The organism is Allorhizobium sp. GW101-3B10 (assembly GCF_059424725.1).
This window is the reverse complement of the sequence record NZ_JBWKZR010000001.1, coordinates 665,972-689,618: the sequence shown is the minus strand read 5'-3', so window position 1 is coordinate 689,618 and position 23,647 is coordinate 665,972. Positions and strand designations below refer to the sequence as shown.

At 64.6% G+C, this 23,647-nt stretch carries 25 protein-coding genes and 1 pseudogene; 10 read left to right on the top strand and 16 right to left on the bottom strand.

Translation table 11 applies throughout. The features are described from left to right. The first annotated feature begins 2 nt into the window (after positions 1-2). The 3 genes from AC07Y0_RS03230 to AC07Y0_RS03220 all read left to right on the top strand — a co-directional run bounded on the left by AC07Y0_RS03230 (position 3) and on the right by AC07Y0_RS03220 (position 3,518). Positions 3-1,409 carry an FAD-binding oxidoreductase gene (locus AC07Y0_RS03230; protein ID WP_498674468.1) on the top strand — a complete coding sequence of 469 codons (1,407 nt, stop codon included), beginning with the start codon at positions 3-5 and terminating at the stop codon, positions 1,407-1,409. 200 nt (positions 1,410-1,609) lie between these two features. Then, positions 1,610-2,191, top strand: coding sequence for an NAD(P)H-dependent oxidoreductase (locus AC07Y0_RS03225; protein ID WP_498674465.1), 582 nt, complete (start codon positions 1,610-1,612; stop codon positions 2,189-2,191). A 70-nt stretch (positions 2,192-2,261) separates the two neighbouring features. Then, positions 2,262-3,518: a low temperature requirement protein A gene (locus AC07Y0_RS03220; RefSeq protein WP_498674463.1), complete on the top strand. Its 1,257-nt coding sequence runs from the start codon at positions 2,262-2,264 to the stop codon at positions 3,516-3,518. A 74-nt stretch (positions 3,519-3,592) separates the two neighbouring features. Here the strand turns inward: AC07Y0_RS03220 and AC07Y0_RS03215 are convergent, their stop codons facing one another. The 6 genes from AC07Y0_RS03215 to ung form a co-directional block, all read right to left on the bottom strand. Beyond that, entirely contained in the window at positions 3,593-4,000 is a 408-nt protein-coding gene (locus tag AC07Y0_RS03215; protein WP_498674461.1) for a hypothetical protein, read from the bottom strand. Between the two features lie 17 nt (positions 4,001-4,017). Continuing rightward, on the bottom strand, positions 4,018-4,317 hold the full coding sequence (locus AC07Y0_RS03210; RefSeq protein ID WP_498674460.1) for a hypothetical protein: 300 nt from the start codon (positions 4,315-4,317) through the stop codon (positions 4,018-4,020). A 79-nt stretch (positions 4,318-4,396) separates the two neighbouring features. Then, entirely contained in the window at positions 4,397-4,795 is a 399-nt protein-coding gene (locus tag AC07Y0_RS03205) for a DUF1236 domain-containing protein (RefSeq protein WP_498674457.1), read from the bottom strand. A gap of 165 nt (positions 4,796-4,960) precedes the next feature. After that, a complete protein-coding gene (locus tag AC07Y0_RS03200; protein WP_028736446.1) occupies positions 4,961-5,350 on the bottom strand; it encodes a RidA family protein in 390 nt (129 codons plus the stop codon). Positions 5,351-5,451: 101 nt separating this feature from the next. Further along, positions 5,452-6,738: an NAD(P)/FAD-dependent oxidoreductase gene (locus AC07Y0_RS03195; RefSeq protein WP_498674455.1), complete on the bottom strand. Its 1,287-nt coding sequence runs from the start codon at positions 6,736-6,738 to the stop codon at positions 5,452-5,454. A gap of 104 nt (positions 6,739-6,842) precedes the next feature. Further along, positions 6,843-7,550, bottom strand: a complete 708-nt coding sequence (gene ung, locus AC07Y0_RS03190) for a uracil-DNA glycosylase (protein WP_498674453.1) — start codon at positions 7,548-7,550, stop codon at positions 6,843-6,845. 110 nt (positions 7,551-7,660) lie between these two features. Here ung and AC07Y0_RS03185 point away from each other — a divergent pair, with 110 nt between their 5' ends. The 3 genes from AC07Y0_RS03185 to AC07Y0_RS03175 all read left to right on the top strand — a co-directional run bounded on the left by AC07Y0_RS03185 (position 7,661) and on the right by AC07Y0_RS03175 (position 9,934). Further along, positions 7,661-8,026, top strand: a complete 366-nt coding sequence (locus AC07Y0_RS03185) for a hypothetical protein (RefSeq protein WP_498674451.1) — start codon at positions 7,661-7,663, stop codon at positions 8,024-8,026. Further along, positions 8,023-8,631, top strand: a complete 609-nt coding sequence (locus AC07Y0_RS03180; RefSeq protein WP_498674449.1) for a DedA family protein — start codon at positions 8,023-8,025, stop codon at positions 8,629-8,631. The genes AC07Y0_RS03185 and AC07Y0_RS03180 overlap by 4 nt, the downstream gene beginning before the upstream one ends. 109 nt (positions 8,632-8,740) lie before the next feature. Beyond that, complete coding sequence (locus tag AC07Y0_RS03175) at positions 8,741-9,934, top strand: ceramide glucosyltransferase (RefSeq protein ID WP_498674446.1); 1,194 nt, start codon at positions 8,741-8,743, stop codon at positions 9,932-9,934. A 134-nt stretch (positions 9,935-10,068) separates the two neighbouring features. On the opposite strand, the gene AC07Y0_RS03170 is transcribed toward AC07Y0_RS03175, so the two are convergent. The 3 genes from AC07Y0_RS03170 to AC07Y0_RS03160 all read right to left on the bottom strand — a co-directional run bounded on the left by AC07Y0_RS03170 (position 10,069) and on the right by AC07Y0_RS03160 (position 12,818). Next, complete coding sequence (locus AC07Y0_RS03170; RefSeq protein WP_498674444.1) at positions 10,069-11,640, bottom strand: GMC family oxidoreductase; 1,572 nt, start codon at positions 11,638-11,640, stop codon at positions 10,069-10,071. A gap of 112 nt (positions 11,641-11,752) precedes the next feature. Next, positions 11,753-12,286 carry a twin-arginine translocation signal domain-containing protein gene (locus AC07Y0_RS03165; protein WP_498674442.1) on the bottom strand — a complete coding sequence of 178 codons (534 nt, stop codon included), beginning with the start codon at positions 12,284-12,286 and terminating at the stop codon, positions 11,753-11,755. Positions 12,287-12,422: 136 nt separating this feature from the next. Further along, positions 12,423-12,818, bottom strand: coding sequence for a VOC family protein (locus AC07Y0_RS03160; protein ID WP_498674440.1), 396 nt, complete (start codon positions 12,816-12,818; stop codon positions 12,423-12,425). 214 nt (positions 12,819-13,032) lie between these two features. On the opposite strand from AC07Y0_RS03160, the gene AC07Y0_RS03155 reads away from it, so the two are divergent. Continuing rightward, positions 13,033-13,341: a ribbon-helix-helix domain-containing protein gene (locus AC07Y0_RS03155; RefSeq protein ID WP_498674438.1), complete on the top strand. Its 309-nt coding sequence runs from the start codon at positions 13,033-13,035 to the stop codon at positions 13,339-13,341. Between the two features lie 164 nt (positions 13,342-13,505). Here the strand turns inward: AC07Y0_RS03155 and AC07Y0_RS03150 are convergent, their stop codons facing one another. The 3 genes and pseudogenes from AC07Y0_RS03150 to AC07Y0_RS03140 all read right to left on the bottom strand — a co-directional run bounded on the left by AC07Y0_RS03150 (position 13,506) and on the right by AC07Y0_RS03140 (position 15,769). Then, entirely contained in the window at positions 13,506-14,276 is a 771-nt protein-coding gene (locus AC07Y0_RS03150; protein ID WP_498674437.1) for an aldolase/citrate lyase family protein, read from the bottom strand. 13 nt (positions 14,277-14,289) lie between these two features. Beyond that, positions 14,290-14,553 (bottom strand): annotated as a pseudogene (locus AC07Y0_RS03145) (2-oxo-hepta-3-ene-1,7-dioic acid hydratase); the annotation flags it as partial. A 268-nt stretch (positions 14,554-14,821) separates the two neighbouring features. Further along, positions 14,822-15,769, bottom strand: coding sequence for a helix-turn-helix domain-containing protein (locus AC07Y0_RS03140; protein ID WP_498674433.1), 948 nt, complete (start codon positions 15,767-15,769; stop codon positions 14,822-14,824). 100 nt (positions 15,770-15,869) lie between these two features. On the opposite strand from AC07Y0_RS03140, the gene AC07Y0_RS03135 reads away from it, so the two are divergent. Then, complete coding sequence (locus tag AC07Y0_RS03135; protein ID WP_498674431.1) at positions 15,870-17,432, top strand: 4-hydroxyphenylacetate 3-hydroxylase N-terminal domain-containing protein; 1,563 nt, start codon at positions 15,870-15,872, stop codon at positions 17,430-17,432. A 10-nt stretch (positions 17,433-17,442) separates the two neighbouring features. Beyond that, on the top strand, positions 17,443-17,946 hold the full coding sequence (locus AC07Y0_RS03130; protein ID WP_498674428.1) for a flavin reductase: 504 nt from the start codon (positions 17,443-17,445) through the stop codon (positions 17,944-17,946). A 95-nt stretch (positions 17,947-18,041) separates the two neighbouring features. Here AC07Y0_RS03130 and AC07Y0_RS03125 read toward each other — a convergent pair whose 3' ends face one another. The 4 genes from AC07Y0_RS03125 to AC07Y0_RS03110 all read right to left on the bottom strand — a co-directional run bounded on the left by AC07Y0_RS03125 (position 18,042) and on the right by AC07Y0_RS03110 (position 22,722). Then, a complete protein-coding gene (locus AC07Y0_RS03125; RefSeq protein WP_498674427.1) occupies positions 18,042-19,367 on the bottom strand; it encodes a TRAP transporter large permease in 1,326 nt (441 codons plus the stop codon). Further along, positions 19,367-19,903 (bottom strand): TRAP transporter small permease, encoded by a 537-nt coding sequence (locus tag AC07Y0_RS03120; protein ID WP_498674425.1) that lies wholly within the window; start codon positions 19,901-19,903, stop codon positions 19,367-19,369. Before AC07Y0_RS03120 ends, AC07Y0_RS03125 begins: the two co-directional genes overlap by 1 nt. A 5-nt stretch (positions 19,904-19,908) precedes the next feature. Continuing rightward, complete coding sequence (locus tag AC07Y0_RS03115) at positions 19,909-20,943, bottom strand: TRAP transporter substrate-binding protein (protein WP_498674423.1); 1,035 nt, start codon at positions 20,941-20,943, stop codon at positions 19,909-19,911. A gap of 63 nt (positions 20,944-21,006) precedes the next feature. After that, positions 21,007-22,722: a thiamine pyrophosphate-requiring protein gene (locus AC07Y0_RS03110; RefSeq protein WP_498674421.1), complete on the bottom strand. Its 1,716-nt coding sequence runs from the start codon at positions 22,720-22,722 to the stop codon at positions 21,007-21,009. Between the two features lie 138 nt (positions 22,723-22,860). Here AC07Y0_RS03110 and AC07Y0_RS03105 point away from each other — a divergent pair, with 138 nt between their 5' ends. After that, entirely contained in the window at positions 22,861-23,628 is a 768-nt protein-coding gene (locus AC07Y0_RS03105) for an IclR family transcriptional regulator (RefSeq protein WP_498674419.1), read from the top strand. Positions 23,629-23,647: the final 19 nt, after the last annotated feature.

The window sequence follows — 23,647 nt, the reverse complement described above, 5'->3', positions numbered from 1 at the left end:
CCATGCCGGACTACCAGCAGATCAAGAAGGAACTCGAGGGCATCGCGGTTGAAGACAATCCCGCGCTCGTCAAGCAGAAGAGCCGCGACTTCTATTGGTACTCGCCGATCCTGAAAGCCCAGCTCGACAACGTTGTCGGCGACCTCGTCGTTTCGCCGAAGAACGAAGAGGAAGTGATCCGCACGCTGAAGGTCGCCTATGCCCATGGCGTGCCGGTCACGGCCCGCGGCGGCGGCACCGGCAACTACGGCCAGGCCATGCCGCTCTCCGGCGGCATCATCCTCAACCTGCTCAACATGAACAAGATCAAGGCGATCCATCCGGGCCGCGTGATCGCCGAACCCGGCATCATCACCGCCGAGCTCGACCGCCTCACCAAGGCGCATTCCGGCCAGGAGCTGCGCTTCCATCCCTCGACCACCGGCACGGCGACGCTCGCCGGCTTCATCGCCGGCGGCTCCGGCGGCGTCGGCTCGATCACCTGGGGTGGCCTGCGCGACCTCGGCAACATTCTGCGCCTGCGCGTCGTCACCATGGAAGCCGAACCGCGCGTTCTGGAACTCTCGGCCTGGGACCTGCAGAAGGTCTCTCACGCCTACGGCACCAACGGCATCATCACCGAAGTCGAAATGCCGCTCGCTCCGGCCTATGACTGGGTGGACGTCATCGTCGGCTACGACGAGTACATGGACGCCGTGCGCTTCGCCGATGCGCTGACCCACCGCAACGGCATCCTGCTCAAGGAAGTCGCCCCGATCGCCGCTCCGGCGCCATTTGAATACTTCACCCGCCACAAGCCGTGGCTGAAGGAAGGCCAGTCGGTCGTCGTGCTCATGGTCGCGCCGCACTCGATGGAGCCGTTCGCCGCCTATGTCGAGAAGATGAAGGGCGAGATCCGCTTCCGCTCCGACCAGGTCGACAGCATGAAGGGCATTCCCCATGCCTATGAACTGGCCTGGAACCACACCACGCTGCGGGCGCTCAAGATCGATCCGGGCTTCACCTATCTGCAGGTCCAGTATCCCGGTCCCGACCACGTCGAAAAGGTCGGCAAGCTCGCCGCGATCTTCGGCGACGAGGTCATCGGCCATCTCGAATTCATCAAGTTCGACGGCGCCGTCCAGTGCGCCGGCCTGCCCATGGTGCGCTACACCACGCCGGAAAGGCTGGAGGAGATCATCAGGATCCACGAGGATCACGGCTGCCCGATCTTCAATCCCCACCGCTATACGCTGGAAGAAGGCGGCATGAAGCAGACCGACACCGTCCAGCTCGCCTTCAAGAAGGAGACCGACCCGAAGGGCCTGTTGAACCCCGGCAAGATGATCGCCTGGGACAATCCCGATTTCGACTTCAAGGCCGGCAAGAACTACCTCTTCCCCGGCCTCCAGGCATTCCAGGAGGCCTGACACCGCCACGACCCAATCCACTTCCGAAGGTACTCCCGACCGGGGCTGGCACGCCTGCCCCGGTGCATGGAAACAACCATGGTGATCGAGGGCCCGGCTATGGCGGCGGGTTCCCGCTCGTCGGGACAAACGGCGCGGAAAATTTTCACTCAACGCCCGGCGGCCGCGGCCGCCGGGTCACGACATGGAGCTTTTCTGAAATGCGCGTACTCGTTCTACATTCCCATCCGCTCGACGAAAGCTATGGCCGGGCGCTCTATCGTCAGACCTGCGAGAGCCTGACCAAGGCGGGTCACCAGGTCGATGGCTGCAATCTCTACGAAGAAGGCTTCGACCCGGTCCTCTCGGCCCACGACCGCACCGTCTATCACGACTATCCGGAAAACACCGTTCTGGTGAAATCCTATGTCGAGCGGCTGAAGGCGGCGGAAGGCCTGGTCATCGTCACCCCGGTCTGGAATTTCGGCTTCCCCGCCATGCTCAAGGGCTATTTCGATCGCGTCTGGGTCAAGGGCGTGTCCTTCGACCTGGAAGACGGCAGACTGACGCCGACGCTGCGCCACATCAGGAAGCTCGCCGCCGTGATGACCTATGGCGCAACCCCCTGGCGCGCCTTCCTGGTCGGCAATCCGCCGAAGAAGATCGTTACGCGCGTGCTCAGGGCGCAGATCAAGATCGGCGCACCGGTCAGGTACATGGCGCACTACGACATGAACAACTGCACCGACGAGACGCGCGCCGCCTTCCTCGCCAGGGTCCGCCGCGAGATGGAACGTTTCTGATCCGCTGCCGCCCTTGTCCGGCATCTCGTTTTCCGGCAGAAAACTTGTGTTTTGTCAAAGCGAGATGCCCATGGCCGCCCTGATTCCTGCCCTCCGCAACCTCATGTCCCCGCTCAGGCCGCGCGATCCGGAGGAGCATCACCGGGCGGCAACCCCGCTGGAACTGCTGTTTGACCTGGTGTCGGTGATCGCGATCGCGTCAGCGGCCGTGGGTCTCCATCACGGCCTCTCGGAGGGGCACGCGCTCGAGGCGACGATCACCTTCGGCATGGCCTTCTTCGCCGTCTGGTGGGCCTGGATGAATTTCACCTGGTTTGCCTCGGCCTACGACAACGACGACACGACCTACCGACTGCTGACGATGGTCCTCATGGCGGGGTCGCTGGTCATGGCCGCCGGCCTCCCGAGACTGTTCTCCGCAACGCCCGACTTCACCACGGTGATCATCGGCTATGTGGTGATGCGCATCGCCATGGTGGTGCTCTGGCTTCGCGCCGGCTGCGCCGACACGGCCCACCGCAAGACCGCCGTCGCCTATGCGATCGGCATCGCGCTGGTGCAGCTCTACTGGGTGTCGTTCATGCTGGTTCAGCCGCTTTCGAGCGGCCTTTCCTACGGCCTATGGGCAATCGGGGTCTTGCTGGAAATCTCCGTTCCCGCCATCGCCGAATCGCTGACCTCCAGTACGCCCTGGCATCGCCACCACATCATGGAGCGCTACGGCCTGCTCAACATCATCGTCCTGGGGGAAACTCTGCTGGCCGGAACGCTCGCACTGCGCGAGACGGTCGAGCACTTCGATGTCATGCTGGTCCACACCGCGCTTTCCGCCCTGATCATCGTCTTTGCGCTGTGGTGGGTCTATTTCCTGCCCGAGGAACATCTGCCGACGCGATCGCTGCGCCGGGCCCTGGTGTGGGGCTATGGGCACTTCTTCATCTTTGCTTCGGGCGCCGCGGTCGGGGCGGGCTTCGCCGCCCTTGTCGATATCATCACCCATCATTCCAAGGTCTCGCTCATCGCCGGCGAATATGGCGTAGCGATCCCCGTGGCGGCCTATTTCGTCAGCCTCTGGGCGGTCCGCGATCGTTATACCTGCAAGGGTGCCTGTGTCGCCGTCCTGCCCGCTTTCGCCTTGCTGGTTCTCGTCGCGCCGGCCATTGGCCTTGGCCTGGAGGGCGTTGCCGGCGCGGCCGCGATGAGCGCCGTGGTGCGCAGTCGACTGGCACAGCCGGCGCCTGCCGCCCATGAACGCGCGGCGACCAAACCCGTGGGCATCAAGAAGACGTCGAAGGCCAAGGTCCGCGGAACTGGCAAACCCCGCTGACCTGGCGGCAAAATGAGAAGACCGGCCCTCCCGAGGGAGGACCGGCTTTCACACGCGACGGGCAGCAAGAGGGTTTACTGGCCGGCCGGTGCGGGGGTCGTGGACGGAGCCGGAGCAGCGGGTGCCGGGGCAGCTGGAGCCGCATCGGTCGACGGTGCCGGGGTTGCCGGAGCAGCGGGGGTCGCAGGAGCAGCCGGAGCCGGAGCCGCATCAGTGGCCGGGGCCGGAGTGGCCGGGGCCGAGGTGGTCGGTGCGGTCGTATCCGCATCACCGGACTTTCCGGTCAGCGAAAAGTCGGTGAACATGAAGACGGCGCCGATGCCGAGCGCGACGGCGACGAGAAGGGCGATGGCCCAGCCGGCGCTGCTGCTGCGGTCATTGTTGACGACCGTGGTTCCGCGGTCTGCCGTAGTCCGGGTATCCTGCGGCTGGACGGGGCGGGTCGTGGTCGTGGTGGTGTTGCCCGGATATTGATCGGTCATTTGAGGTCTCCTCGGTTTCAGCGCCCGAGATCGAGCGCGTTGGCCGGATCGGGCAAGAAACGCGGCCCGACCCGACGAATGTTCAGTCTGTGCTCAGGAATCGGACGCGGTGCGAATACATCGACCGGCCGATTGTTTCCGGCATCCAGGGGCTCCTCATGAAGCACCGCCTCGACCGTCCAGCCGGCGGCTTGCACCTCGGACTGAACAACGACCGCTCCTGCGGAACGGTCGTTCGATTGCGGCGCGGCCTTCACCGAAAAGGCGATGGAAACACCGATGACTAACGCACTCAGTGCGAGAACCGACGTTTTCATCGCCCACTCCTTGGTCAGGTTGCCGAAAGGGTTGCGGATGATGCCGGGCAGCCAAGCTGTCCGGCATCATTCAGATTGGTTATTCGACGACCTGAACGACCACATGGGTCTGCGGGTCGACGATCACGCGCTGGTTGTTGACCACGGCGTAGGCGTAGGTCGGGTCTTCGGCGACCGGCGTGAGCACGACGGTTTCCGGGATCGGCTTGCCCACCACGACCGGCTGCTCGATGACGACCGTTTCGGCCGGGACCGGCTGCTGGCGCACATAGGTGACCACCTGGGTCGGCGGCGGAGCGATGGCTGTACCGGCGATGGCGCCGACGACACCGCCGACTGCGGCTCCGACCGGACCACCGACGATCGCGCCGGTCACGGCACCACCAGCGGCGCCGGTGACGGTACCTTCCTGGGCAACGGCCGGAGCGGCAACGGAGCCGAGGACGACGGCGGCGACTGCAAACATCTTGGTGTTCATGACGGTATCCTTTCCTGTAAGCGTGTCATTGACCGTAGAACTTGCGGAACGCCCTTTTGTTCCTGCGGCCATTTCTTCAATACGGACAAGGATCGGCATCACCGCCCGGGCATAGCCCCCCGCGCAGTCGCTCACTGGAATTGGAAAGCCGGTAATTCAGGCGCTTCAGGCGAGCTTTGCCGCCGTTACCTCAACCTCGACCAGAAACTCCGGACGGGTGAACCCACCGACGACGATCAGCGTCGAGACCGGCTTGGGTTCCAGCGTGTAACGGTCGCGTACCGCCATGTAGGCGGCAAAATCCTCCCGCCGGGTGACGAAGCCCGAGATGCGGATCACGTCGGCGAAGCTCATGCCGGCTTCGTCGAGGATCGCCTTGATCGCCTCGAAGCACAATTCCGCCTGGCCGGTCACGTCGGACGGAATGCTGTCGTCCGGCCGGATGCCCAATTGCCCGGACGTTACCAGCAGGCTGGCGCCGGGCGGCACCAGCAGCCCGTGATTATACTGGCCGAAGGGCGGACGAACGGAGGGCGGATTGAAGACGCGTTTCATCAGGACAGATACTTCCCTAAGGTTCAGGAGGGGAACGCCCCGCAGTTAATCGGCTTGCGACAGTCGTTGCAAGGTTCGGTCAGCCGCGAGGGCGACGGAAGTCAGCCTTCGTAGCCGTCGAGCATACGGTACCAGGCGATCAGGGCGCCGACACCGATCTGCCGCAGGGCATGCAAGGGGATCGGCCGGATCGGCGAAACCGGAAACGGCAACGCGGCGGGATCGCCATGTTCGATATAGTCGGCGAGGCGCGGCCCGAGCGCCGTCATCAGCCCGACGCCCCTCCCCTGGCAGCCGGCAACCGCGAGCAGCCCCCTCTCCGGTTCATGGACATGCGGCAGATGGTCGGGCGTCATCGCCACCCGGCCAAACCAGCGATGCTCGATGGCAACGCCTTCGAGTTGGGGAAAGAGCCGGATCATCGCCTGCTGCAGATGCCCCCACTCCTTTTCGCTGCGCGGTTCGCTCATTCGGCCACGCCCGCCGAGCACCAGGCGGCCATCCGGGCTCTTGCGGTAGTAGACCGAGATGCGGCGGCTGTCGGAGACGGCCTGCCCGTGCGGCAGGATACTCGCCTGCATCTGGTCCGACAGCGGCACGGTGGCGATCTGGAAGGAATGCAGCGGGACGAGGCTGCGCGCCAGCCCGGGCACCAGCCGGTCGGAATAGGCATTGGTGGCGACGACCACGGCGCGGGCCGTAACCGCGTGACCGGCCGACGTTTCGACCTGCCAGTCGGCGCCTTCGCGCCGCAATCGCGTCGCCTTGACGCTGGTGGCGATCCTGACCCCGACCTCCGCGGCAAGACGCGCGAGCTCAAGGGTGAAGGCCAGCGGATTGATGGTGCCGCCGCGGCGGTCGAGCCAACTGCCCAGATAGCCGTTCACCCCGGTGAGCAGCGCCGTCTCCGCGTCGTTGAGCAGCACGACGTCGGCGCCCCGCGCGCGCCATTGCCGGTTTCGCTCCTCGGCGACGGCCAGCGCCGCGTGGGTATGCACCGCTTGGATCCAGCCGGTCCGGACGTGTTCGACATCGAGCCCTTTCGTCTCGATGAGGTCGAAGACCGCATCCGCGGTCCCCGCGGCGAATTCGATCAGAGCCGTGCCCCGGTCTTCGCCAAAATGCTGGAGCAACGACTCCGGATCGTATTTCAAACCCGGGATCACCTGTCCGCCGTTGAGCCCGGACGCCCCTTCGCCCACGGCGCGTGCCTCGATGACGCGAACCGACATGCCTTTGCAAGCTGCGGCATAGGCCGTCGAAAGTCCCTGCAGGCCGCCACCGACGACGGCCAGGTCGACGCGCTCCGGCGCAGCTATCGGCTGGTCCGGCAGCGGCGCGCGATCGGGCCATCGCCAGACTGGCCTCGAGAAATGCGAGGGGTTCATGCCGCTACGTCCTGAAAAATGCCTTGCAAAGGCAGTGGGCATGCTGGACTCGGCGACATTGAAAATCAATAGAATTTTAGGGAGTATACGGCGTGCACCACACGCTAGAGGGCCGCCACTCGGGGTGCCTCGGGCAACTGCCAATCAATCGGATCGAGCCCGCGCGAGACGAGGAAATCATTCGCCTTCGAAAAGTGGCGGCAACCGAAAAAACCGTTATGGGCGGACAGCGGCGAAGGATGCGGCGCCTTCAGCACGAGGTGGCGCTGGCCGTCGACGAAGGCCGCCTTCTTCTGCGCATAGGAGCCCCAGAGCATGAAGACGACGTTCTCGCACTCGTCATTGACGGCCCGGATGACCGCATCGGTGAAGCGCTCCCAGCCGCGCCCCTGATGCGCGCCGGCGCGCGCCTCCTCGACGGTCAGAACGCTGTTCAAGAGCAGCACGCCCTGCCGCGCCCAGCTTTCGAGAAAGCCGTGCGCTGCGGGCGGAATGCCGAGATCGCTCTGCATCTCCTTGTAAATGTTGACGAGCGAGGGCGGAATGCGCACGCCGGGCTGGACGCTGAAGCACAGGCCATGGGCCTGTCCCGCACCGTGATAGGGATCCTGGCCGAGGATGACGACCCGCACGCGCCCCAGCGGCGTCAGGTCAAGCGCGCGGAAATACTCGGTCCCCTTGGGAAAGATGCGCTTGCCGTTGCCTTTTTCGGCGATCAGAAATTCCCGCAACTGCTGCATGTAGGGGCTTTCGAATTCCCGGCCCAGAGCCTTCTTCCAGCTCTCCTCCAGACGAACATCAGACCCGCTCATTGCCGCACCATGCCTTTTCCGTTTAGATGACCCGGGCCGATTGAAAGCCAGCGGCCGGAGCTGTCAAGCCCGGCCGCGATCGATACGGAGAATTCAGTGGGGAACGACGGTTGAAGGCTCCTGCAATCCTGTGGCAACGCCATCGCCTGCTGCTCGGCGCCTTCTTCGGCGCGACGCTGATCGCGCTGTTCTTCGGCTCCCGCTTCCTGCTGTCGGTCCTCTATTGGAGCGATCCGGCCCATCGCAACCAGCCGCTCGAAGGCTGGATGACGATCGGCTACGTGGCGCATTCCTACGACGTGCCGCGCGACCGGTTGGTCGAGATCCTCGGCCTCCAGCCACCGGACAGTCCCGACAGGAAAGCGCGGCCGACCCTGGAGCGGATCGCCCGCGACCGGGGCCAGCCGCTCGAGGCCTTCGAGAACGACATCGAGGCCGCGATCGCGCGACTGCGTGCCGAAGAGCCGCATAAATGACGGATCAATTGCTGGCGCTGCTCCCGCTCTATGGCCTGCCCCTGCTCGCAGCGGTCACCGGCTTTAGCTGCCTCGGCCTGCCGCTGCCCGCCTCGATCGTCATGATGCTGATGGGCGCCTTCGCCGCCGCCGGCGATTTCAACCTCCTCGCCGTCTTCGCCACGGCCCTTACCGCCTCCGTGCTCGGCGACCAGACCGGCTTTGCCATCGGCCGGCTGGGCGGAGCGGCCATCATAGCGCGGCTGGCGAAGACGCCGTCGCGGCAGGAAACGCTCGCCCGCGCCGAGGCACGGATCAACAGCCACGGCCCCGTCGCGGTCTTTCTCACCCGCTGGCTGCTTGCCCCGCTCGGTCCCTATGTCAACCTGATCGCCGGCGCCACGGCCTTTTCCTGGGCGCGCTTCACGTTCTACGGCGTCACCGGCGAGCTGTTCTGGGTCGGCGGCTATACGGGCCTCGGCGTGATCTTCAGCGACAATGTCATGAATATTGCCGAGATCGTCGGCGACCTGAGCGGCTTCCTCGCTGCCGGCGTCGTCGCGCTGTACCTGGGCTGGCGCATCGTCAAGATCCTGCGACACGACCAAGTGGAAACGAAACCATAGCGCAAGGACGGAACCTTCCCGTCTTGGCGCCCCGACCACGCGGGTCTATGGTTGCCGAACTGTCATATGCCGATGCTATGCGGGAATCGCCCCGCAACGAGGATGTGCCATGACCGTTTTGATCTGGACCTTAGCGATCGCTCTCTCCGTTCATCTCCTCAGCATGCTGATCGTGCTGGTGCGCAAGACACGGACCGAGCCGGAGACGACCGCGACGGTCCGACCTCCCGTCACCATCCTCAGGCCGCTGTGCGGGGTCGAGAACAATCTGGCGGAAACCCTGAATTCCGCCTTTGCCCTCGACTGGCCGAACTACGAGGTGGTCTTCTGCGTCGCCTCGCCGAGCGACCCGGCGATCGAAATCGCACGCGGCTGCATGGCGGCCCATCCCGAAAGCGCCGCGCGCCTGCTGATCGGCGAGGACGTCTTCAGCGTCAACCCGAAGATGAACAACCTGATCAAGGGGTGGCGCTCGGCCCAGCATGACTGGATCGTCATCGCCGACAGCAACGTGCTGATGCCGGCCGACTATCTGCAACGCCTGTTCGCCCGTTGGACCCCGGGCACCGGCCTCGTCTGCTCGCCTCCAATCGGCTCGGCGCCTGAGGGCTTTGCCGCCGAACTGGAATGCGCCTGGCTGAACAGCTTCCAGGCACGCTGGCAATTGCTGGCCGACACCGCAGGCTTCGGTTTCGCCCAGGGCAAGTCCATGCTGCTCAACCGCCAGGTCATGGCGCGGGCCGGCGGGTTCGAACGCCTCGGTGGCGAAATCGCCGAGGATGCGGCGGCAACGCATGTCATCCGCCAGATCGGCCTGAAGGTGAGGCTGGCGCGTGAGCCCTTCGAACAGCCGCTCGGGCGCCGCTCGCTGGCGAGCGTGTGGAAGCGCCAGTTGCGCTGGGCGCGGCTACGCCGCTCGTCCTTCCCGCTTGTCTTCGCGCCGGAACTGCTCGCCGGCGGCGCCCTGCCGATCCTCGCGCTGGCCGGACTCACCGCCTCAGGCGTCTGCTCGCAGCTGACCTTTGCGCTCTATGTGCTCGCCTGGTACGGCGGCGAGATCCTGCTGAGCAAGGCCTTCCACTGGCACATCGGCCGCATGACCCCGCTTGCCATGATCCTGCGCGATCTGGCCCTGCCCGTGCTGTGGGTCGCCGCCTGGTTCGGCGACAGCTTCGTCTGGCGCGGCAATTCGATGACGGTCGCCTCGGGCACCCAGGCCAGGGCACCCGCCACCATGCGCATCCGCCGCCTCGTCGACAAGACGAAGGAACGCGCCAAGGCGCTGGCGACCTTGCGCCACTGAGCCGGATCAATCTGCGGCGCGTGAGCGTGCCAGAGCAGAATGGCGCGAGATCCCGTGGCACAACGGCGGCCCGGACGCAGAACGGGGGCGGCACCGGAAACCGGCCACCGCCCCCGCCCGCAGGGAGGTTCCTGTCAGATCGAACCGGCGCCCATCTGTTCCGCGATATAGTCGGCCTGGCGGATCGCCAGCGTCACGATGGTGAGCGTCGGATTCTCCGCCGCACCCGTGGTGAACTGGCTGCCGTCGGAGACGAACAGGTTCTTGATGTCGTGCGTCTGGCCATGCTTGTTGACCACGCCGTCCTCAGCCTTCTCGCTCATGCGGTTGGTGCCGAGATTGTGGGTCGACGGATAGGGCGGTGTCGGGAAGGCGCGGGTCGCCCCGACCGCCTCGTAGAGCTTGATGCCCTGGCTGTAGGCATGGTCGCGCATCGCCACGTCGTTCGGATGGTCGGTGAAGGACACGTCCGGGATCGGCATGCCGTACTTGTCCTTGAGCTCCTTGTGCAGGGTCACCCGGTTCTGCTCCTGCGGCATGTCTTCGCCGACGATCCACAGACCCGCCATGTTGGCATATTGGTCCATGGCCGAGGCAAACGACCGGCCCCAGCCGCCCGGATCGAGGAAGGCCGCCATGAACGGAATGCCGAGCGCCAGCGTCTCCAGCTCATAGCCGCCGACGAAGCCGCGCGACGGATCATGCCGCGCCTCGTCGCGGATGATGCCGGCCATGGTCGTGCCGCGGTAGAAGTGCACCGGCTTTTCGAACACGGCATAGACCGAACCGGTGGTGTGGCGCATGTAGTTCTTGCCGACCTGGCCGGACGAGTTCGCAAGCCCGTCGGGGAACATGGACGAGGCCGAGTTGAGCAGCAGGCGCGGGCTTTCGATCGAGTTGCCGGCGACGCAGATGATGCGCGCCTTCTGGCTCTTCAGATTGCCGTCCTTGTCGGCATAGACGACCGCCGTCACCTTGCCCGACTTGTCGTGCTCGATCTTGACGACATGCGAATTCGGCCGCACTTCCAGCTTGCCGGTCGCCTCGCCCTTCGGGATTTCGGTGTAGAGCGTCGACCACTTGGCGCCCCATTTGCAGCCCTGGAAGCAGAAACCGGTCTGCTGACAGCTGTTGCGGTCGTCGCGCGGCGCCGAATTGATCGCCATATTGCCGGTGTGACATTCCTTGTAGCCGAGCTTGTCGGCGCCGGCTTTGAGGATCTTGAAGTTGTTGTTGCCCGGCAGGCCCTCGATGCCGTTGGTGCGGGTCACCCCCATCTTGTCCTCGGCCTTGGCATAGTAGGGCTCGAGATCGGCCAGCGTGATCGGCCAGTCGAGCAGGTTCGCGCCCTCGACCTTGCCGTACGTCGTCAGGTCCTTGAACTCGTGCTCCTGGAAGCGCAGCGAAGCGCCCGCCCAGTGGGTGGTGGTGCCACCGACCGCCTTGACGATCCAGGCCGGCAGGTTCGGGAAGTCCTTCGCTACCCGCCAGCCGCCGCCGGTGGTGCGGTTGTCGAGCCAGGCGAGCTGGGAAAAGCTCTCCCATTCGTCGTTGATGAACTCCTCGTATTCGTGCCGGCTGCCGGCTTCGAGGATGACGACGTCGATGCCCTTCTGGGCGAGTTCGTTGCCGAGCGTACCGCCGCCCGCACCCGAACCGATGATGACGACCACGCTGTCGTCGTTGAGATCATAAGGCGCTGCCATGATTTCCTCCCAGGAATGTCAAATCGGCATATCTTCGAGAATGCGCCGCCGTTCCCATCCACGATGGGCCTCCTCGGGCGGCGATACTGTTGTCTTGCGCGAGCGGCGGCGTCTAGAGCCACTCGAGATCGTCGAAGCCGCGCTCGATATAGCCGCCCTTGGAATAGGACTCGCCCTCGTAGCCGAAGATCGGCCACAGCTCCTTCTGGTTATAGAGGCTGACGACGAGGTCGCCGCGCACCGCCTGGAAGAAGGGCGTCGTCTCGATGTCGCGCAGGATGGCGACACGATCGTCCTCCCAGCCGAGGCCGCGATAGCCGACTGGCCCTGCGCGCTTGTCGAGATCGGCGATACCGTCCTCGATCAGCGTCTTGTGGACTTCATCCTTGCCGGCGCGATCGTCCTGCCCCTTGACGGCGATCGCATAGAAGCGGTCGGCCAGCTGGTCGTGCGGATAGATGTCGCGGGCGAGCTTGATCAGCGTCGCCATGGTTTCCGGCTTGAGCGCCTTGGCCTCCAGTGCCCAGGCGGCCTGCGGACAGATCACCGCCGAGCCGCTGATCACCAGCAGCGCGCCGACGCTGCCGCTGCGCTTCAACAGGTCGCGGCGGGAAATCCCATTCGATTTTTCGTAAAGCGTGACCACGTCATTCTCCTCCCAGGATCGTGTGGCATTGGCGGCGGCCCTTCCCTTGCGGGCCGTCGGTGGGCGGCGCGGAGCCCGCGCCCTCCCCTGTCTCGGCAGCGCCCGGCAGGTCCTCCAGCCCGCCGGTCCGCGGCCCTTATTTGAAGCGCCCGTGGCGCTGCAGAACCTCGATCTTGTAGCCGTCGGGGTCCGTCATGAAGAAGAAGCGCGCGAGCAGCGCCCCGTCGCGGTTGAATTCGACGATCTTGCCAGGGGCGAGCCCCAGATCGGTCACCCGTTTGTGCTCGCCGTCGAGATTGGCGACGCTGACGGCGAGGTGGCCATAGCCGGTGCCCAGATCATAGGCCTCTTCCCGCCCCTTGTTGACGGTCAGCTCTAGCTCGAACTCGCTCTCGGCATTGCTAAGATAGATCAGCGTGAAGGTGTCGAAATCGAGCCGTTCGGCAATAGCGAGGCCGAAGGCCTTCCGGTAGAAATCGACGGAACGGGCTTCTTCCATCACGCGGATCATCGAATGGATCATCTTCGCCAAGGGCTGCTCCTCGTATATGGCAAACATCGAATGATCGAAGTTTCCGACACCGGTGGCAAATCGGGTAGCAGCCCGCTACCGCACCGACGATTTTTGCCCGATCGGCCCCGGATTTATTTGCGCCTTGCGCAGAAACCGCCACGTTTTGGGAAATTGACCGGCAATCCATCGGGCCGCATAATGCGTATCAAAAGAAAAGCCGGAGGAGCATGCCATGTGTGAAGTCTTTGCGGGACAGGACCCCGCCCGTTACCGCGCGGTCAACCGGTCGGTCCGGATCGCCGGCCATTCCACCAGCATCCAGATCGAGGCCGCCTTCTGGGACCTGATCGACGAAATCGCCGCCAGCCAGTCGATGTCGACGTCGCGCTTCCTGTCGACGCTCTATGACGAGGCGCTGGAGATCAACGGCGCGGTCTCCAATTTTGCGTCGCTCCTGCGCACCAGCTGTCTGATCTACCTGATGGGCAAGGCACAGCATCCGGAAGCCCGTCACGAGTTCCACATCCTCGCGGCGGAATAAGCGGCACCGCCCGGCCCTTCGCTTCTTAGGCCCGCGGAAGCCAATTCGGTCGCGCCGGCAGACCACGCAGGATGCGCGACCGGCTCGGGTTGCGCACGAGGGAGGCGCGGGCAAGCTCGCCACCTCCATCTTCGTTGACCGTTATCGGCGCGCGAGGCGAGGCCTCAAGCCTTCCTGACCTCGGCGAGAAGCGACTGCGCGCCTTTCGCCAACACCCCCACATCGGTGCCGACAGCGATGAAGCAGGCGCCGGCCTCGCGGGCAAGCTGAATCATCGTCGGATCGGTGGTCATGATGCCGGCCGGCTTGCCGAACGCCACGATCGTGCGGATCAGCGCGTCGACTGCCGTCATGACATCGGGATGGCGCGGATTACCGGTATGGCCCATATCGGCGGCGAGATCAGCGGGGCCGATCAGGACGCCGTCGACGCCCTCGGTGGTGACGATCGCCTCGGCATTGTCGATGCCGAGCCGGCTCTCGATCTGGACGATCAGGCAGATCTGATCGTTGGCGGTCTCCACATAGTCGGCGATCCGGCCGAAATCGGCGGCACGGCCGAGCCCTGCCCCCATGCCGCGAATGCCCTCCGGCGGATAGCGGCAGGCACGGGCGAGCCGCAGCGCCTCCTCGCCCGTCTCCACCATCGGGATCAACAGCGACTGCGCGCCGATGTCCAGCGCCTGCTTGATCAGCCAGGTTTCACCGACCGGAAGCCGGACCACCGGATGGGCCGGATGACGCGCGACCGCCGCGAGTTGCGCGGCCACCAGCGGAATGTCGTTGGGACCGTGTTCCGCATCGATCAGGATCCAGTCGAATCCGGAGCCTGCCGAAACCTCGGCCGCATGCGGGCTCGCCAGCGCGACCCAGAGACCATAGAGCGTCCGGCCATCGAGGATGGCCTGCTTGAAGACATTGACGGGTGCGGGCATGAAGGGATTCTCCTCAGGCAAAATAGCAGCTGACGGTGCCGTGCGGCCCGAAGTCGCTGGTGATGGTGTCGCCGCGCCGGCCCTAGACGGGACGGATGAAGGAACCGGTCGGCACAACCTGTCCGGCTTCGATCTTCGCATCATACTGGTGCAGCCGATTGGCAGGCCAGGCAATGCCGCGGGCCGGAAGATCAAGCACGGCGGCGCCGAGTCGGGTTTCCTCCACTTCCGCATTACGCGAAACGATCGCCTCCATCCAGCGGATGTCGACGTCATCCTCTTGGCATGACGGACCCGGTTGCGGATCGCGCCCTCGATCACCTCCTTCAGCGTCGGTCATCGCGCGCCGAAACGGACCGAAAGATCGAGGGCGCATAAGCGGCGCGGCCGTCGATCGCCAAGCTTGTGAGCTTGGTCGTCATGGTCTTTCCTCCTTCATTCCTCCGGCCAGGATGGGGCGTATTCTCCTCATCCCTGCCGGAACAGTGTCCCGGCGTGCGGGGAGACGGTGGCGGTACCCGGATGCGGGGCGTTCACCCCCGGCCTCACGGCGCAATGGTCGGCTGGGCCTTCACGATCGCCTCACTGACCTCGGTGCCGGCAAACGGACTACCATGCTCGAACCACGCGCGCGGCGCCGGCGCGCGGCTGTCACGCCAGTGGCCGGGCGGGTCGCCGGTGCGCTGCCTGAAGAAGCGCGAGAAATAGGCCGGATCCTTGAAACCGGTCTCGTAGGCGATGTCCTCGACCGTGCGCAGCGTGAAGAGCAGCAGGCGTTTCGCCTCCAGCAGGCGCCGGTCGCTGATCAGTTCCTTGACGCCCTTTCCGTGGACCTCACTCGCCGCCTTGGCCAGCAGATGGGGCGTCGTGCGGAGCATGGCGACATAGTCGCCGACGCTCCGGTCCTCGCGGAAATGCAGGTCGACAAGCCGCTTCAGTTCGCTAGCCAGCGGCACCTGAGCCGAAGACCGCATGATCGCCGCCTGCGAGGAGAGGCGCGCCATATAGGAGAGCACGGCGGTTGCCAGCGGCAGGATGACCTTCTCCATGCCGGGCTGGCCGGTCATGTACTCGTCCCGCGCCATCATCATCAGCGTGCCGATCCGGTCCCAGATCGGGTCCGGGCCTTGCGAGCGCAGCATGACGGGCCTGTCGAGCCCCAGCAGGCTGTTGGCCGCCACCAGCGGCAGCACGCCATCGGCTATCGAGATGACGGCGGCATCGGAATTCGGCCCGACATCGAACCCATGCACGACATTGCTCGGCACGAAACTGATGGCCGGCGCCGAAAAATCCAAGGACTTGTCTTCTATCAGATAGGTTCCACCGCCCCTGATCCAGAACGTCACCTGCGCCATCTGCTCGTGCTTGTGCGGCTCTGCCCGGCCATGATGGATATCCTGCCGCTGCGAAATCAGCTCGACATGGAGGAACCCGATATCGAGCGGGCGCGGTGTCTCACCATAGATGAAGTAGTCGGGAATCTCGTTCACACGTTAAATTCCGGAAAAAGTACAATCGATTTTTCCATTCTGTGCATGGGCCACCCTGACCGCAAGACCTAATTTTCAATCGAGGACCAGGGAGGAAGCCATGAGATCCGAAGACTACCGCGCCGACACCAAGCGCCCGTTCACCGGAGCGGAATATCTCGCCTCGCTCCGCGACGGCCGCGAGGTCTACATCAACGGCGAACGCATCGAGGACGTCACCGCCCATCCGTCAATGCGCAATTCGGCGCGCTCGCTGGCGCGCCTCTACGACGCCCTGCACGATCCGGAAAAGAAGGACCTGCTGACCACGCCCACCGACACTGGCAGTGGCGGCTACACCCACAAGTTCTTCAAGATCGCCCGCTCCGTCGACGATCTGGTCGGCCAGCAGGCGGCGATCACCGAATGGGCCCGCATGTCCTACGGCTGGATGGGCCGCACCGCCGACTACAAGGCGGCGCTGATGAACACGCTGTCCGCCAATGCCGAATGGTATGGCGACTACAAGGACAATGCGATTGCCTGGCACAAGCGCACTCAGGAAGCCGCCCTCTTCCTCAACCATGCCATCGTCAATCCGCCGATCGATCGGCACAAGCCGGCCGAGCACGTCAAGGACGTCTTCGTCCACGTGACGAAGGAAACCGACGCCGGCATCTACGTCTCCGGCGCCAAGGTGGTGGCGACCTCGTCGGCGCTGACGCACTACAACCTGCTGGCCCAGGCTTCGGCGACCGTGACCGAGGACCCTTCGCTGTCGATCACCTTCATCGCGCCGATGAACGCGCCCGGCGTCAAGATGTTCTGCCGCACCTCCTATGAGGAAACCGCGAACACGACGGCCGAGCCCTTCGACTATCCGCTGTCGTCGCGCTTCGACGAAAACGACGCGATCCTCGTGCTCGACAATGTCTTCGTCCCTTGGGAGGACGTCCTGATCTACAAGGACTCCAAGCGCATCCTGTCCTTCACGGTCATGTCCGGCTTCATGCACGGTTACTGCTTCCAGGGCTGCAACCGCTTCGTCGTGAAACTCGAATTCCTGGCCGGCCTGCTGGCCAAGGCGCTGCGCGCCACCGGCGGCGACGCCTTCCGCGGCAACCAGGCCATGCTGGGTGAGGTGATCGCGCTGCGCCACAAGTTCAAGAGCTTCGCCGACACCATGGCCCGAAACCCGATCGAATGGGTGAACGGCACCAAGCTCCCCAACCTCGAAGCGGCGCTGTGCTACCGCACCTTCATGTCGGATGCCTATCCCCGCATCATCGACCTCATCCGCCGCACCGTCGCCTCCGGCCTGATCTACCTGCCCTCTTCGGCCAAGGACTTCGCCAATCCGGAAATCAACCGCTACCTGGCGCAGTATGTGCGCGGCTCGAACGACATGGGCCATATCGAGCGCATCAAGATCATGAAGCTCCTGTGGGATGCGACCGGCACCGAATTCGGCGGCCGCCACGCGCTCTACGAGCTCAACTATGCCGGTGCACCGGAAGACGTGCGGCTGCAGGTGCTGAAGGGAGCGGAAAAGGGCACGATCCTGCGCGACATGGAAGCCCTCGTCGATACCTGCATGAGCGATTACGACGAGAAGGGCTGGACCGGCGACACCTGGCTCGGGCCGATCGGCAAGCAACCGCCGCTGCGCAACGCGGCAGAATAGGGAGGGCGCCATGCCGGCCGGTGTTTCCAGGACCGAGTTCCGCAATGCCATGGCGCGGGTCTGCGCTCCCGTCAACATCGTCACCACCAACGGACCTGCCGGACGCGGCGGGTTCACCGCCACCGCCATGTGCTCCGTCACCGACGAACCGCCGACCCTGCTGGTGTGCATGAACGGCCGTTCGGCCCAGGCTCAGCTCTTCCTCGCGAACAAGCGCTTCTGCGTCAATGTGCTGACCCCGGAGCACCGGGATCTGGCCAACCTGTTCGCCGGCGGCACCGCCGACATGGGCGCCCGCTATGCCGCCGCCAGCTGGATCACGATGGCCGGCGGCACCGAGGCGCTGGCCGATGCCATCGTCTCCTTCGACTGCACGCTCGAGGATGTGCAGCGCGTCGGCACCCACCATGTCTTCATCGGGCGGGTGGAGAGCCTGCGCGCCCGCACCGACGGCAACGCCCTCGCCTATTTCGACCGCAACTATGTGCAGGTCCCGAGCCTGCTGGCGAGTTGAACGGGACCCACCCGGCAGCCCACGAATGCGCGAACGATGAGAGCCGCGGCGATATCCTCGCCGCGGCTCGTCTTTCATTGCCCGTCGATTTCGCCTCAACTGCCGAGATAGTGCGGCAGCCAGAGCGAGATGGCCGGGAAGGCGACCAGCAGCGCCAGCCGCACCAGCTCCATCAGGAAGAACGGGAAGACGCCCTTGAAGGTCTCGCTCATCGGAACGTCCTTGGCGAGCGAACTGATGACGAACACGTTCATGCCCACGGGCGGCGTGATCAACCCGAGCTCGACGACGATCAGCGACAGGATGCCGAACCAGATCTTCACGTCGTTCGGATCCATGCCGAAGTCGAGTTCGCTGATGACCGGCCAGAAGAACGGCATGACCAGCAGGATCATCGACATCGAGTCCATCAGGCAGCCGAGCACGATCAGTGCGAGCAGAAGCAGGACCAGGATCACCATCGGCGACAGGCCGGAATTGACCATCATCTCCGCCGCCGCCTGGGGCACGCCGCCGCGCGACATGAATATCTTCAGAAGCTCCGCGCCAAGCAGGATCAGGTAGATCATGCCGGTCGTCTTGGCAGTCTCGAGCAGCGCCCAGCGGTAATCCTTGAGGCCGACCCCGCGCCTGAGCGAGCCGTAGACGGCGACCAGCGCCACGCCGACCGCCGCCGCAGGCGTCGGGTTGTAGAAGCCGACATAGATGCCGCCGATGACGATGACGAAGATCGCCAGCACCGGCACCACCCCGAAGGTCGCCGACAGCCAGTCGGCCCGCGAAATCTTCTCGCCGGCCGGGCCGGCATCGGGATAGATGCGGACGAAGATGGCAATGGTGATGATGAACAGGGCCACCGCGATCAGGCCGGGGAAGAGTGCCGCCGCAAACATCGCGACGATATTCGCCTCCACGATGATGGCGTAGACGACCAGCACCACCGAGGGCGGAATGAGAATGCCGAGCAGGCCGCCGGCGGCAAGCGTGCCGGTCGCCAGCGAGCCCGAATAGCGATAGCGCTTCAATTCCGGCAGCGCCACCTGGCCCATGGTCGTGGCGGTGGCGAGCGACGAGCCGCAAACGGCGCCGAAACCGGCACAGGCCGCGATCGCCGACATGGCGACACCGCCGCGCATCCGGCCGAACCAGGCGTTCGCCGCCCGGAACAGGTCCTGTGACAAGCCCGCCCGGGTGGCGATGTAGCCCATCAGCACGAACATCGGGATGACCGACATGTCGTATTTGGAAAACTGGCTGAAGCCCAGCGTCTTCAACTGGTTGAGAAATACGTTGGGGCCGTTGAGCGCGATCGTGCCGACAGCGCCGACGACGATCATGGCATAGGCGATCGGCACGCGGATACCGATCAGGAAGATCAGTGCCGCAAGGCCGACGAGCCCGAGAAACAGACTTTGGTCCATCAGTGATACACATTCCTGCTGGGGTGGACGACGTCCTCGTAGCTCTCGATGAGAGTGATCACCGCGGCGGCGGCGACAAGGATGAGGGAGACGACGATCGCGATGAAGGCATAGCCGATCGGGATCTGCAGAATGGCAGTCTGGTAGTCGTATTCGAACTGGTTTTGCGCCCCAAGCCAGGTTCGCCAGGCCATGACCGAAGCGAACACCAGCGCGATGATCGCCGACAGCAAGGCGAGGATCGCCTGACCGCGCCGGCTGAGACCGGAGGTGAAGATGTCGGCCGTCACGTTGGCGTCCGTGATCTGGCAATAGGGGAGGAAGGCGAAGGCAGCGACGGCAATGCCGAGCTCGGTCAGCTCGAAATCGCCCGGCAAGGGATGCCCGAAGGCTCCGGTGATGACGCTGAGCGTCTGGACGGCAACCACGACGAGGGTGAGAACCCCGCCGAGCAATGCCCATCCCTCGATCAGGCGGCAGGTGAGGCCTCTCAGCCCCACCCGTCGGTTGATGATGTTGTTGTCTTCAGAGGCCATCGCACTTACTTCTTGGTGTGGGCGGCGACGGCTTCGCGGGCCTTGACGACGAGCGCTGCACCATCGACGCCCTTGCTCGACACTTCCTGGATCCAGCGGTCGATGACGGGGTTGAGTGCCGTCTCGAAGGCCTTGGTTTCGTCGGCCGTCAGCTGGATATGCTTGTTGCCGCTGTCGATCGCGACCTTGATGCCGGCATTGTCGGAATCACGCCAGACCTGGGCGACCTGGGCGATCCATTCGGGACCGGACTTTTCCATGAAGATCTTCTGGATGTCCTCGGGCAGCGAATCCCAGCGGTCCTGGTTCATCGATACCTGGAACGTGGTATTGCCGAAGCGCGTCATGTCGATGCCTTCGATCTGGTATTCGGTCTGTTCCTGGACGGAGAGAACCGGGATGATTTCCCACGGAATGAACGCACCGTCGACGACGCCCTTCGACAGCGCCTGCGGCAGGTCCGGGACCGGCATGGCGGCAGGGGCGGCGCCGAGCGCCTCGATCACCCAGGCGCCGGTGCGGGTCGGAATGCGCATCTTCTTGCCGGCGAGATCGGCCGGCTTGCGCACTTCGTCCTTGGCCATGTGGATCGCCTGGCCGGCATGGACATGCAGGAACATGACCTTCACGCCCTTGTACTCCGGCGCGAGATATTCGTCGAACATGTCGCGCATGGCGAGGTCGGTGGCCAGGATGTCATTGGTGTGGATGAAGGGCAGTTCGAACACTTCCGTGCGCGGGAAGAGGCCGGGCGTGTAGCCGTTGACCGTCCAGACCAGATCGACGACGCCGTCGCGAACCTGGCTGATCAGTTCCGGCGGAGCGCCGCCGAGCGACATGGACGGATAGATCTCGATCTTGACGCGACCACCCGAGGCCTCCTCGATGCTTTTTGCCCAGGGCTCGAGCATCTTGGTCTGGGCCGGGGACTTCGGCCCGAGAAAATGGTGCAGTTTCAGCGTGACTTCCTGGGCCAGCGCCGAGGCGCTGAGCGCGGCCGTTGCCAGACCGGCAAGCAAGAGTGTCTTTAAGGTATTCATAGGCGTTTTCCTCCCGTTTAAATGCCTGTGATAGCTACCGCCCCTCCCAGGGCGGGTTACCTGTCACGCCACCCGGATATCGAGCAGCGCGGTACGCTTGTTTTCCAGCACCTCGGCGATCGCCGCCTGAAGAGCGGACATGAGTTCGCCACGTTCCGTCACCTTTCGCGCCCAGGCATTGCTGGCCTCGGCGACCTTGGTGAAATCGGGACTCGGCGAAAGGCCGGTGAGCGGCATCCGGTTCGCCTTGGCCGCGTATCCGTCCGGATAGAGCATGGTCACGGACTGCCGCACCGCACCCCACTCGGCATTGTTGAGGATCACGATCAGCACCGGGATTTCGTAGGCTTCCATGATCTGGTGGCAGGCCACCGGATTGGCGAACATGTAGGACCCGTCACCGAGCGTGGCGATGACGAGCCGCTCCGGCTTGGCGAGCTTCATGCCCATGGCGCAGGGCAGCGACCAGCCGAGGCCGCCCGAATGCGGCTCCTGGTACCAGGCCTGCGCATGGTCGAGTGTCATCGGCGCCAGCGGGCAGCCGAGTTCGGAAAGCACTGTGGCCTTCCGGTCGGCGATCGCCTTCGACAGGCAAAACGCGACATGGGCCTTGCTCATCACCGGCCCATCCTCGTCTTCGGCGGCGCAAATCGCCGCCTGGCGGACCGCCCCAGCCCGCGCTTCGACCGTGGCGCGCCGCGCGGCACGCCCCTCCGGGTCCGGATCGCTGCGCGCCCGGAGGGCGGCGAGCAGAGCGGCGATGCCGGACGCGGTTTCGCTCGCAATCGACAGGTCGGAGCGGAAATTGCGCACCGGGAAACGGCTGAACAGAGGATTGGGCCCGAGCTGGATCACCTTTGCGTCGGCGCGCGGCCCATGCATGTCCGGTGCCCAAGGCGCCAGCGCATCGATCACCAGGACGACATCCGCCTCCGACAACCAGGGCTCCGGGCTGAAGCCCGCGAACATCGCATGGTCGGTGGCGATGCCGATCTGCGTCGCCCAGTAGTGCACGACGGGAATGGCATAGTCCTCGGCCAGCGCCGAAAGGGCGGCGAAGCCCGCCTCGTCGCCCGCGCCGCGCTGTACGAAGATCACCGGACGCCTTGCCGAAATCAGCCAGTCGGCCGCCATGCCGATCGCCGCCGCCGGAGCTTCCGCAACGGCTGGCGCCATCAAGGGTCTGTCGGCGATCCCGCTCGCATCGATCTGCTCGGACAGGACCTCGCGCGGCAGGCTGATATAGATCGGCCCCTTCGGCGTCGAATTGGCGATCGCATGGCCGCGGTCCAGGATTTCGGCGATCTGTTCTGGAAAGCGCAGCTCGTAGTCCCACTTGACTGCCTCGCGGACCAACGCTGTCTGGTCGCGCATCTCCTGCCCCCAACCGATCGGCACGGTGCGCGCGCCGAAACGGCCGCGCTCCACGGTCGGCGTGCGGCCCGACATCAGCACCATCGGCACATGATCGGTGGCGGCGTTCAGCGCGCCGATCGCGCCGTTCGCCAGGCCGACATTGGTGTGCAGCATCACCGCCTGCGCCCTGCCCGACAGAAAATAGTAGCCGTGCGCCATGCCGAGCGCGGCATGTTCGTGCGGAATGGTAAGCGCCTGCGGCAGCGCGATGCCGGATGCGGCGGCCTCGGCCAGCCCCTCGATGATCGGCGGAAAATCGGTTCCCGAGTTGGCGAAGACATAGTCGACACCAAGCGTCTTCAAGCGGCTGAAGATGACGCTGCCGGCACTGACCTCCCCGGGCTTTGCATTCCGAACATCCAAAACGCGACCCTCCCAAGCCGGCTTGACATTTCAATAATTGAAATACAAATTTCAATAACTATCACATTCTTGAACTTGAACGTCAAGGCATCGTGATTGATGAGATTTTTGAATGAAAAGATGAGCGCGAGCGATAGAATGGCAACCCCCACCAACAACTCCATCGTCAAGGCCTTCGCCATCCTCGACCTCTTCGACGACCAGCGCGGTGAGGTCACCACGGCCGACGTCTCCGACCTCGTGGGGTTGAACACGATCACGGCGCATCGCTTCCTCAAGACTCTCGTCTCGGTCGGCGCCCTTCACTCGCCCCGCAAGGGCATCTACCGGCCGGGCGGAAAGCTGATCGAATATGGCGAACGGGCCCGGAGTGCACGCCAGCTGGCGGTACAGTTGCAGCCCTTCCTCAACTCACTGGCCAGTGAATCGGGCGAAGGCGCCATGGCCACCACCTTCGACGGGACGATGATAACCTGCATCGCCGCCGCACATTCCAACAATGCCTATGTCTACAGCGCCCGCGTCGGCGCCCGCATGGAGGCCTATGCGACGGCCAACGGCAAGCTCTGGCTTGCCTATTCGGGCCGCGAGGCTGTCGAGAGCTATCTCAACGCCAACAAGCTGGTGCCGCTGTCGCGCGCCACGCTGATCGACCGGGACGCCCTGCTGCGGGAGACGGAAGAGATCAGAAAGAACGGCCATGCGGTGAATCACGGCGAGCGCGAAGCGGGCCTGAGCGCGGTGGCAATGCCGCTCTTTGCTCCGAACGGCGCGATGATTGCCGGCCTTTCGATCTTCGCCCCGATCGCCGCGCTCGATCGGGCGACTGAAGACCGCTTCGTCGCGCTGCTGAGCGCGACCATCAAGGCGGCGGTCAATACCCTCTTCCCACCGGTGGCGGGCTGAGCAACGCCACCCGCAGGGA

What these genes read in the sequence shown, in the direction of transcription:
- AC07Y0_RS03230 (WP_498674468.1), top strand. Translation starts at nt 3, where the DNA reads ATGCCGGACTACCAGCAGATCAAGAAGGAACTCGAGGGCATCGCGGTT.
- AC07Y0_RS03225 (WP_498674465.1), top strand. Translation starts at nt 1,610, where the DNA reads ATGCGCGTACTCGTTCTACATTCCCATCCGCTCGACGAAAGCTATGGC.
- AC07Y0_RS03220 (WP_498674463.1), top strand. Translation starts at nt 2,262, where the DNA reads ATGGCCGCCCTGATTCCTGCCCTCCGCAACCTCATGTCCCCGCTCAGG.
- AC07Y0_RS03215 (WP_498674461.1), bottom strand. Translation starts at nt 4,000, where the DNA reads ATGACCGATCAATATCCGGGCAACACCACCACGACCACGACCCGCCCC.
- AC07Y0_RS03210 (WP_498674460.1), bottom strand. Translation starts at nt 4,317, where the DNA reads ATGAAAACGTCGGTTCTCGCACTGAGTGCGTTAGTCATCGGTGTTTCC.
- AC07Y0_RS03205 (WP_498674457.1), bottom strand. Translation starts at nt 4,795, where the DNA reads ATGAACACCAAGATGTTTGCAGTCGCCGCCGTCGTCCTCGGCTCCGTT.
- AC07Y0_RS03200 (WP_028736446.1), bottom strand. Translation starts at nt 5,350, where the DNA reads ATGAAACGCGTCTTCAATCCGCCCTCCGTTCGTCCGCCCTTCGGCCAG.
- AC07Y0_RS03195 (WP_498674455.1), bottom strand. Translation starts at nt 6,738, where the DNA reads ATGAACCCCTCGCATTTCTCGAGGCCAGTCTGGCGATGGCCCGATCGC.
- ung (WP_498674453.1), bottom strand. Translation starts at nt 7,550, where the DNA reads ATGAGCGGGTCTGATGTTCGTCTGGAGGAGAGCTGGAAGAAGGCTCTG.
- AC07Y0_RS03180 (WP_498674449.1), top strand. Translation starts at nt 8,023, where the DNA reads ATGACGGATCAATTGCTGGCGCTGCTCCCGCTCTATGGCCTGCCCCTG.
- AC07Y0_RS03175 (WP_498674446.1), top strand. Translation starts at nt 8,741, where the DNA reads ATGACCGTTTTGATCTGGACCTTAGCGATCGCTCTCTCCGTTCATCTC.
- AC07Y0_RS03170 (WP_498674444.1), bottom strand. Translation starts at nt 11,640, where the DNA reads ATGGCAGCGCCTTATGATCTCAACGACGACAGCGTGGTCGTCATCATC.
- AC07Y0_RS03155 (WP_498674438.1), top strand. Translation starts at nt 13,033, where the DNA reads ATGTGTGAAGTCTTTGCGGGACAGGACCCCGCCCGTTACCGCGCGGTC.
- AC07Y0_RS03150 (WP_498674437.1), bottom strand. Translation starts at nt 14,276, where the DNA reads ATGCCCGCACCCGTCAATGTCTTCAAGCAGGCCATCCTCGATGGCCGG.
- AC07Y0_RS03135 (WP_498674431.1), top strand. Translation starts at nt 15,870, where the DNA reads ATGAGATCCGAAGACTACCGCGCCGACACCAAGCGCCCGTTCACCGGA.
- AC07Y0_RS03130 (WP_498674428.1), top strand. Translation starts at nt 17,443, where the DNA reads ATGCCGGCCGGTGTTTCCAGGACCGAGTTCCGCAATGCCATGGCGCGG.
- AC07Y0_RS03125 (WP_498674427.1), bottom strand. Translation starts at nt 19,367, where the DNA reads ATGGACCAAAGTCTGTTTCTCGGGCTCGTCGGCCTTGCGGCACTGATC.
- AC07Y0_RS03120 (WP_498674425.1), bottom strand. Translation starts at nt 19,903, where the DNA reads ATGGCCTCTGAAGACAACAACATCATCAACCGACGGGTGGGGCTGAGA.
- AC07Y0_RS03115 (WP_498674423.1), bottom strand. Translation starts at nt 20,943, where the DNA reads ATGAATACCTTAAAGACACTCTTGCTTGCCGGTCTGGCAACGGCCGCG.
- AC07Y0_RS03105 (WP_498674419.1), top strand. Translation starts at nt 22,861, where the DNA reads ATGGCAACCCCCACCAACAACTCCATCGTCAAGGCCTTCGCCATCCTC.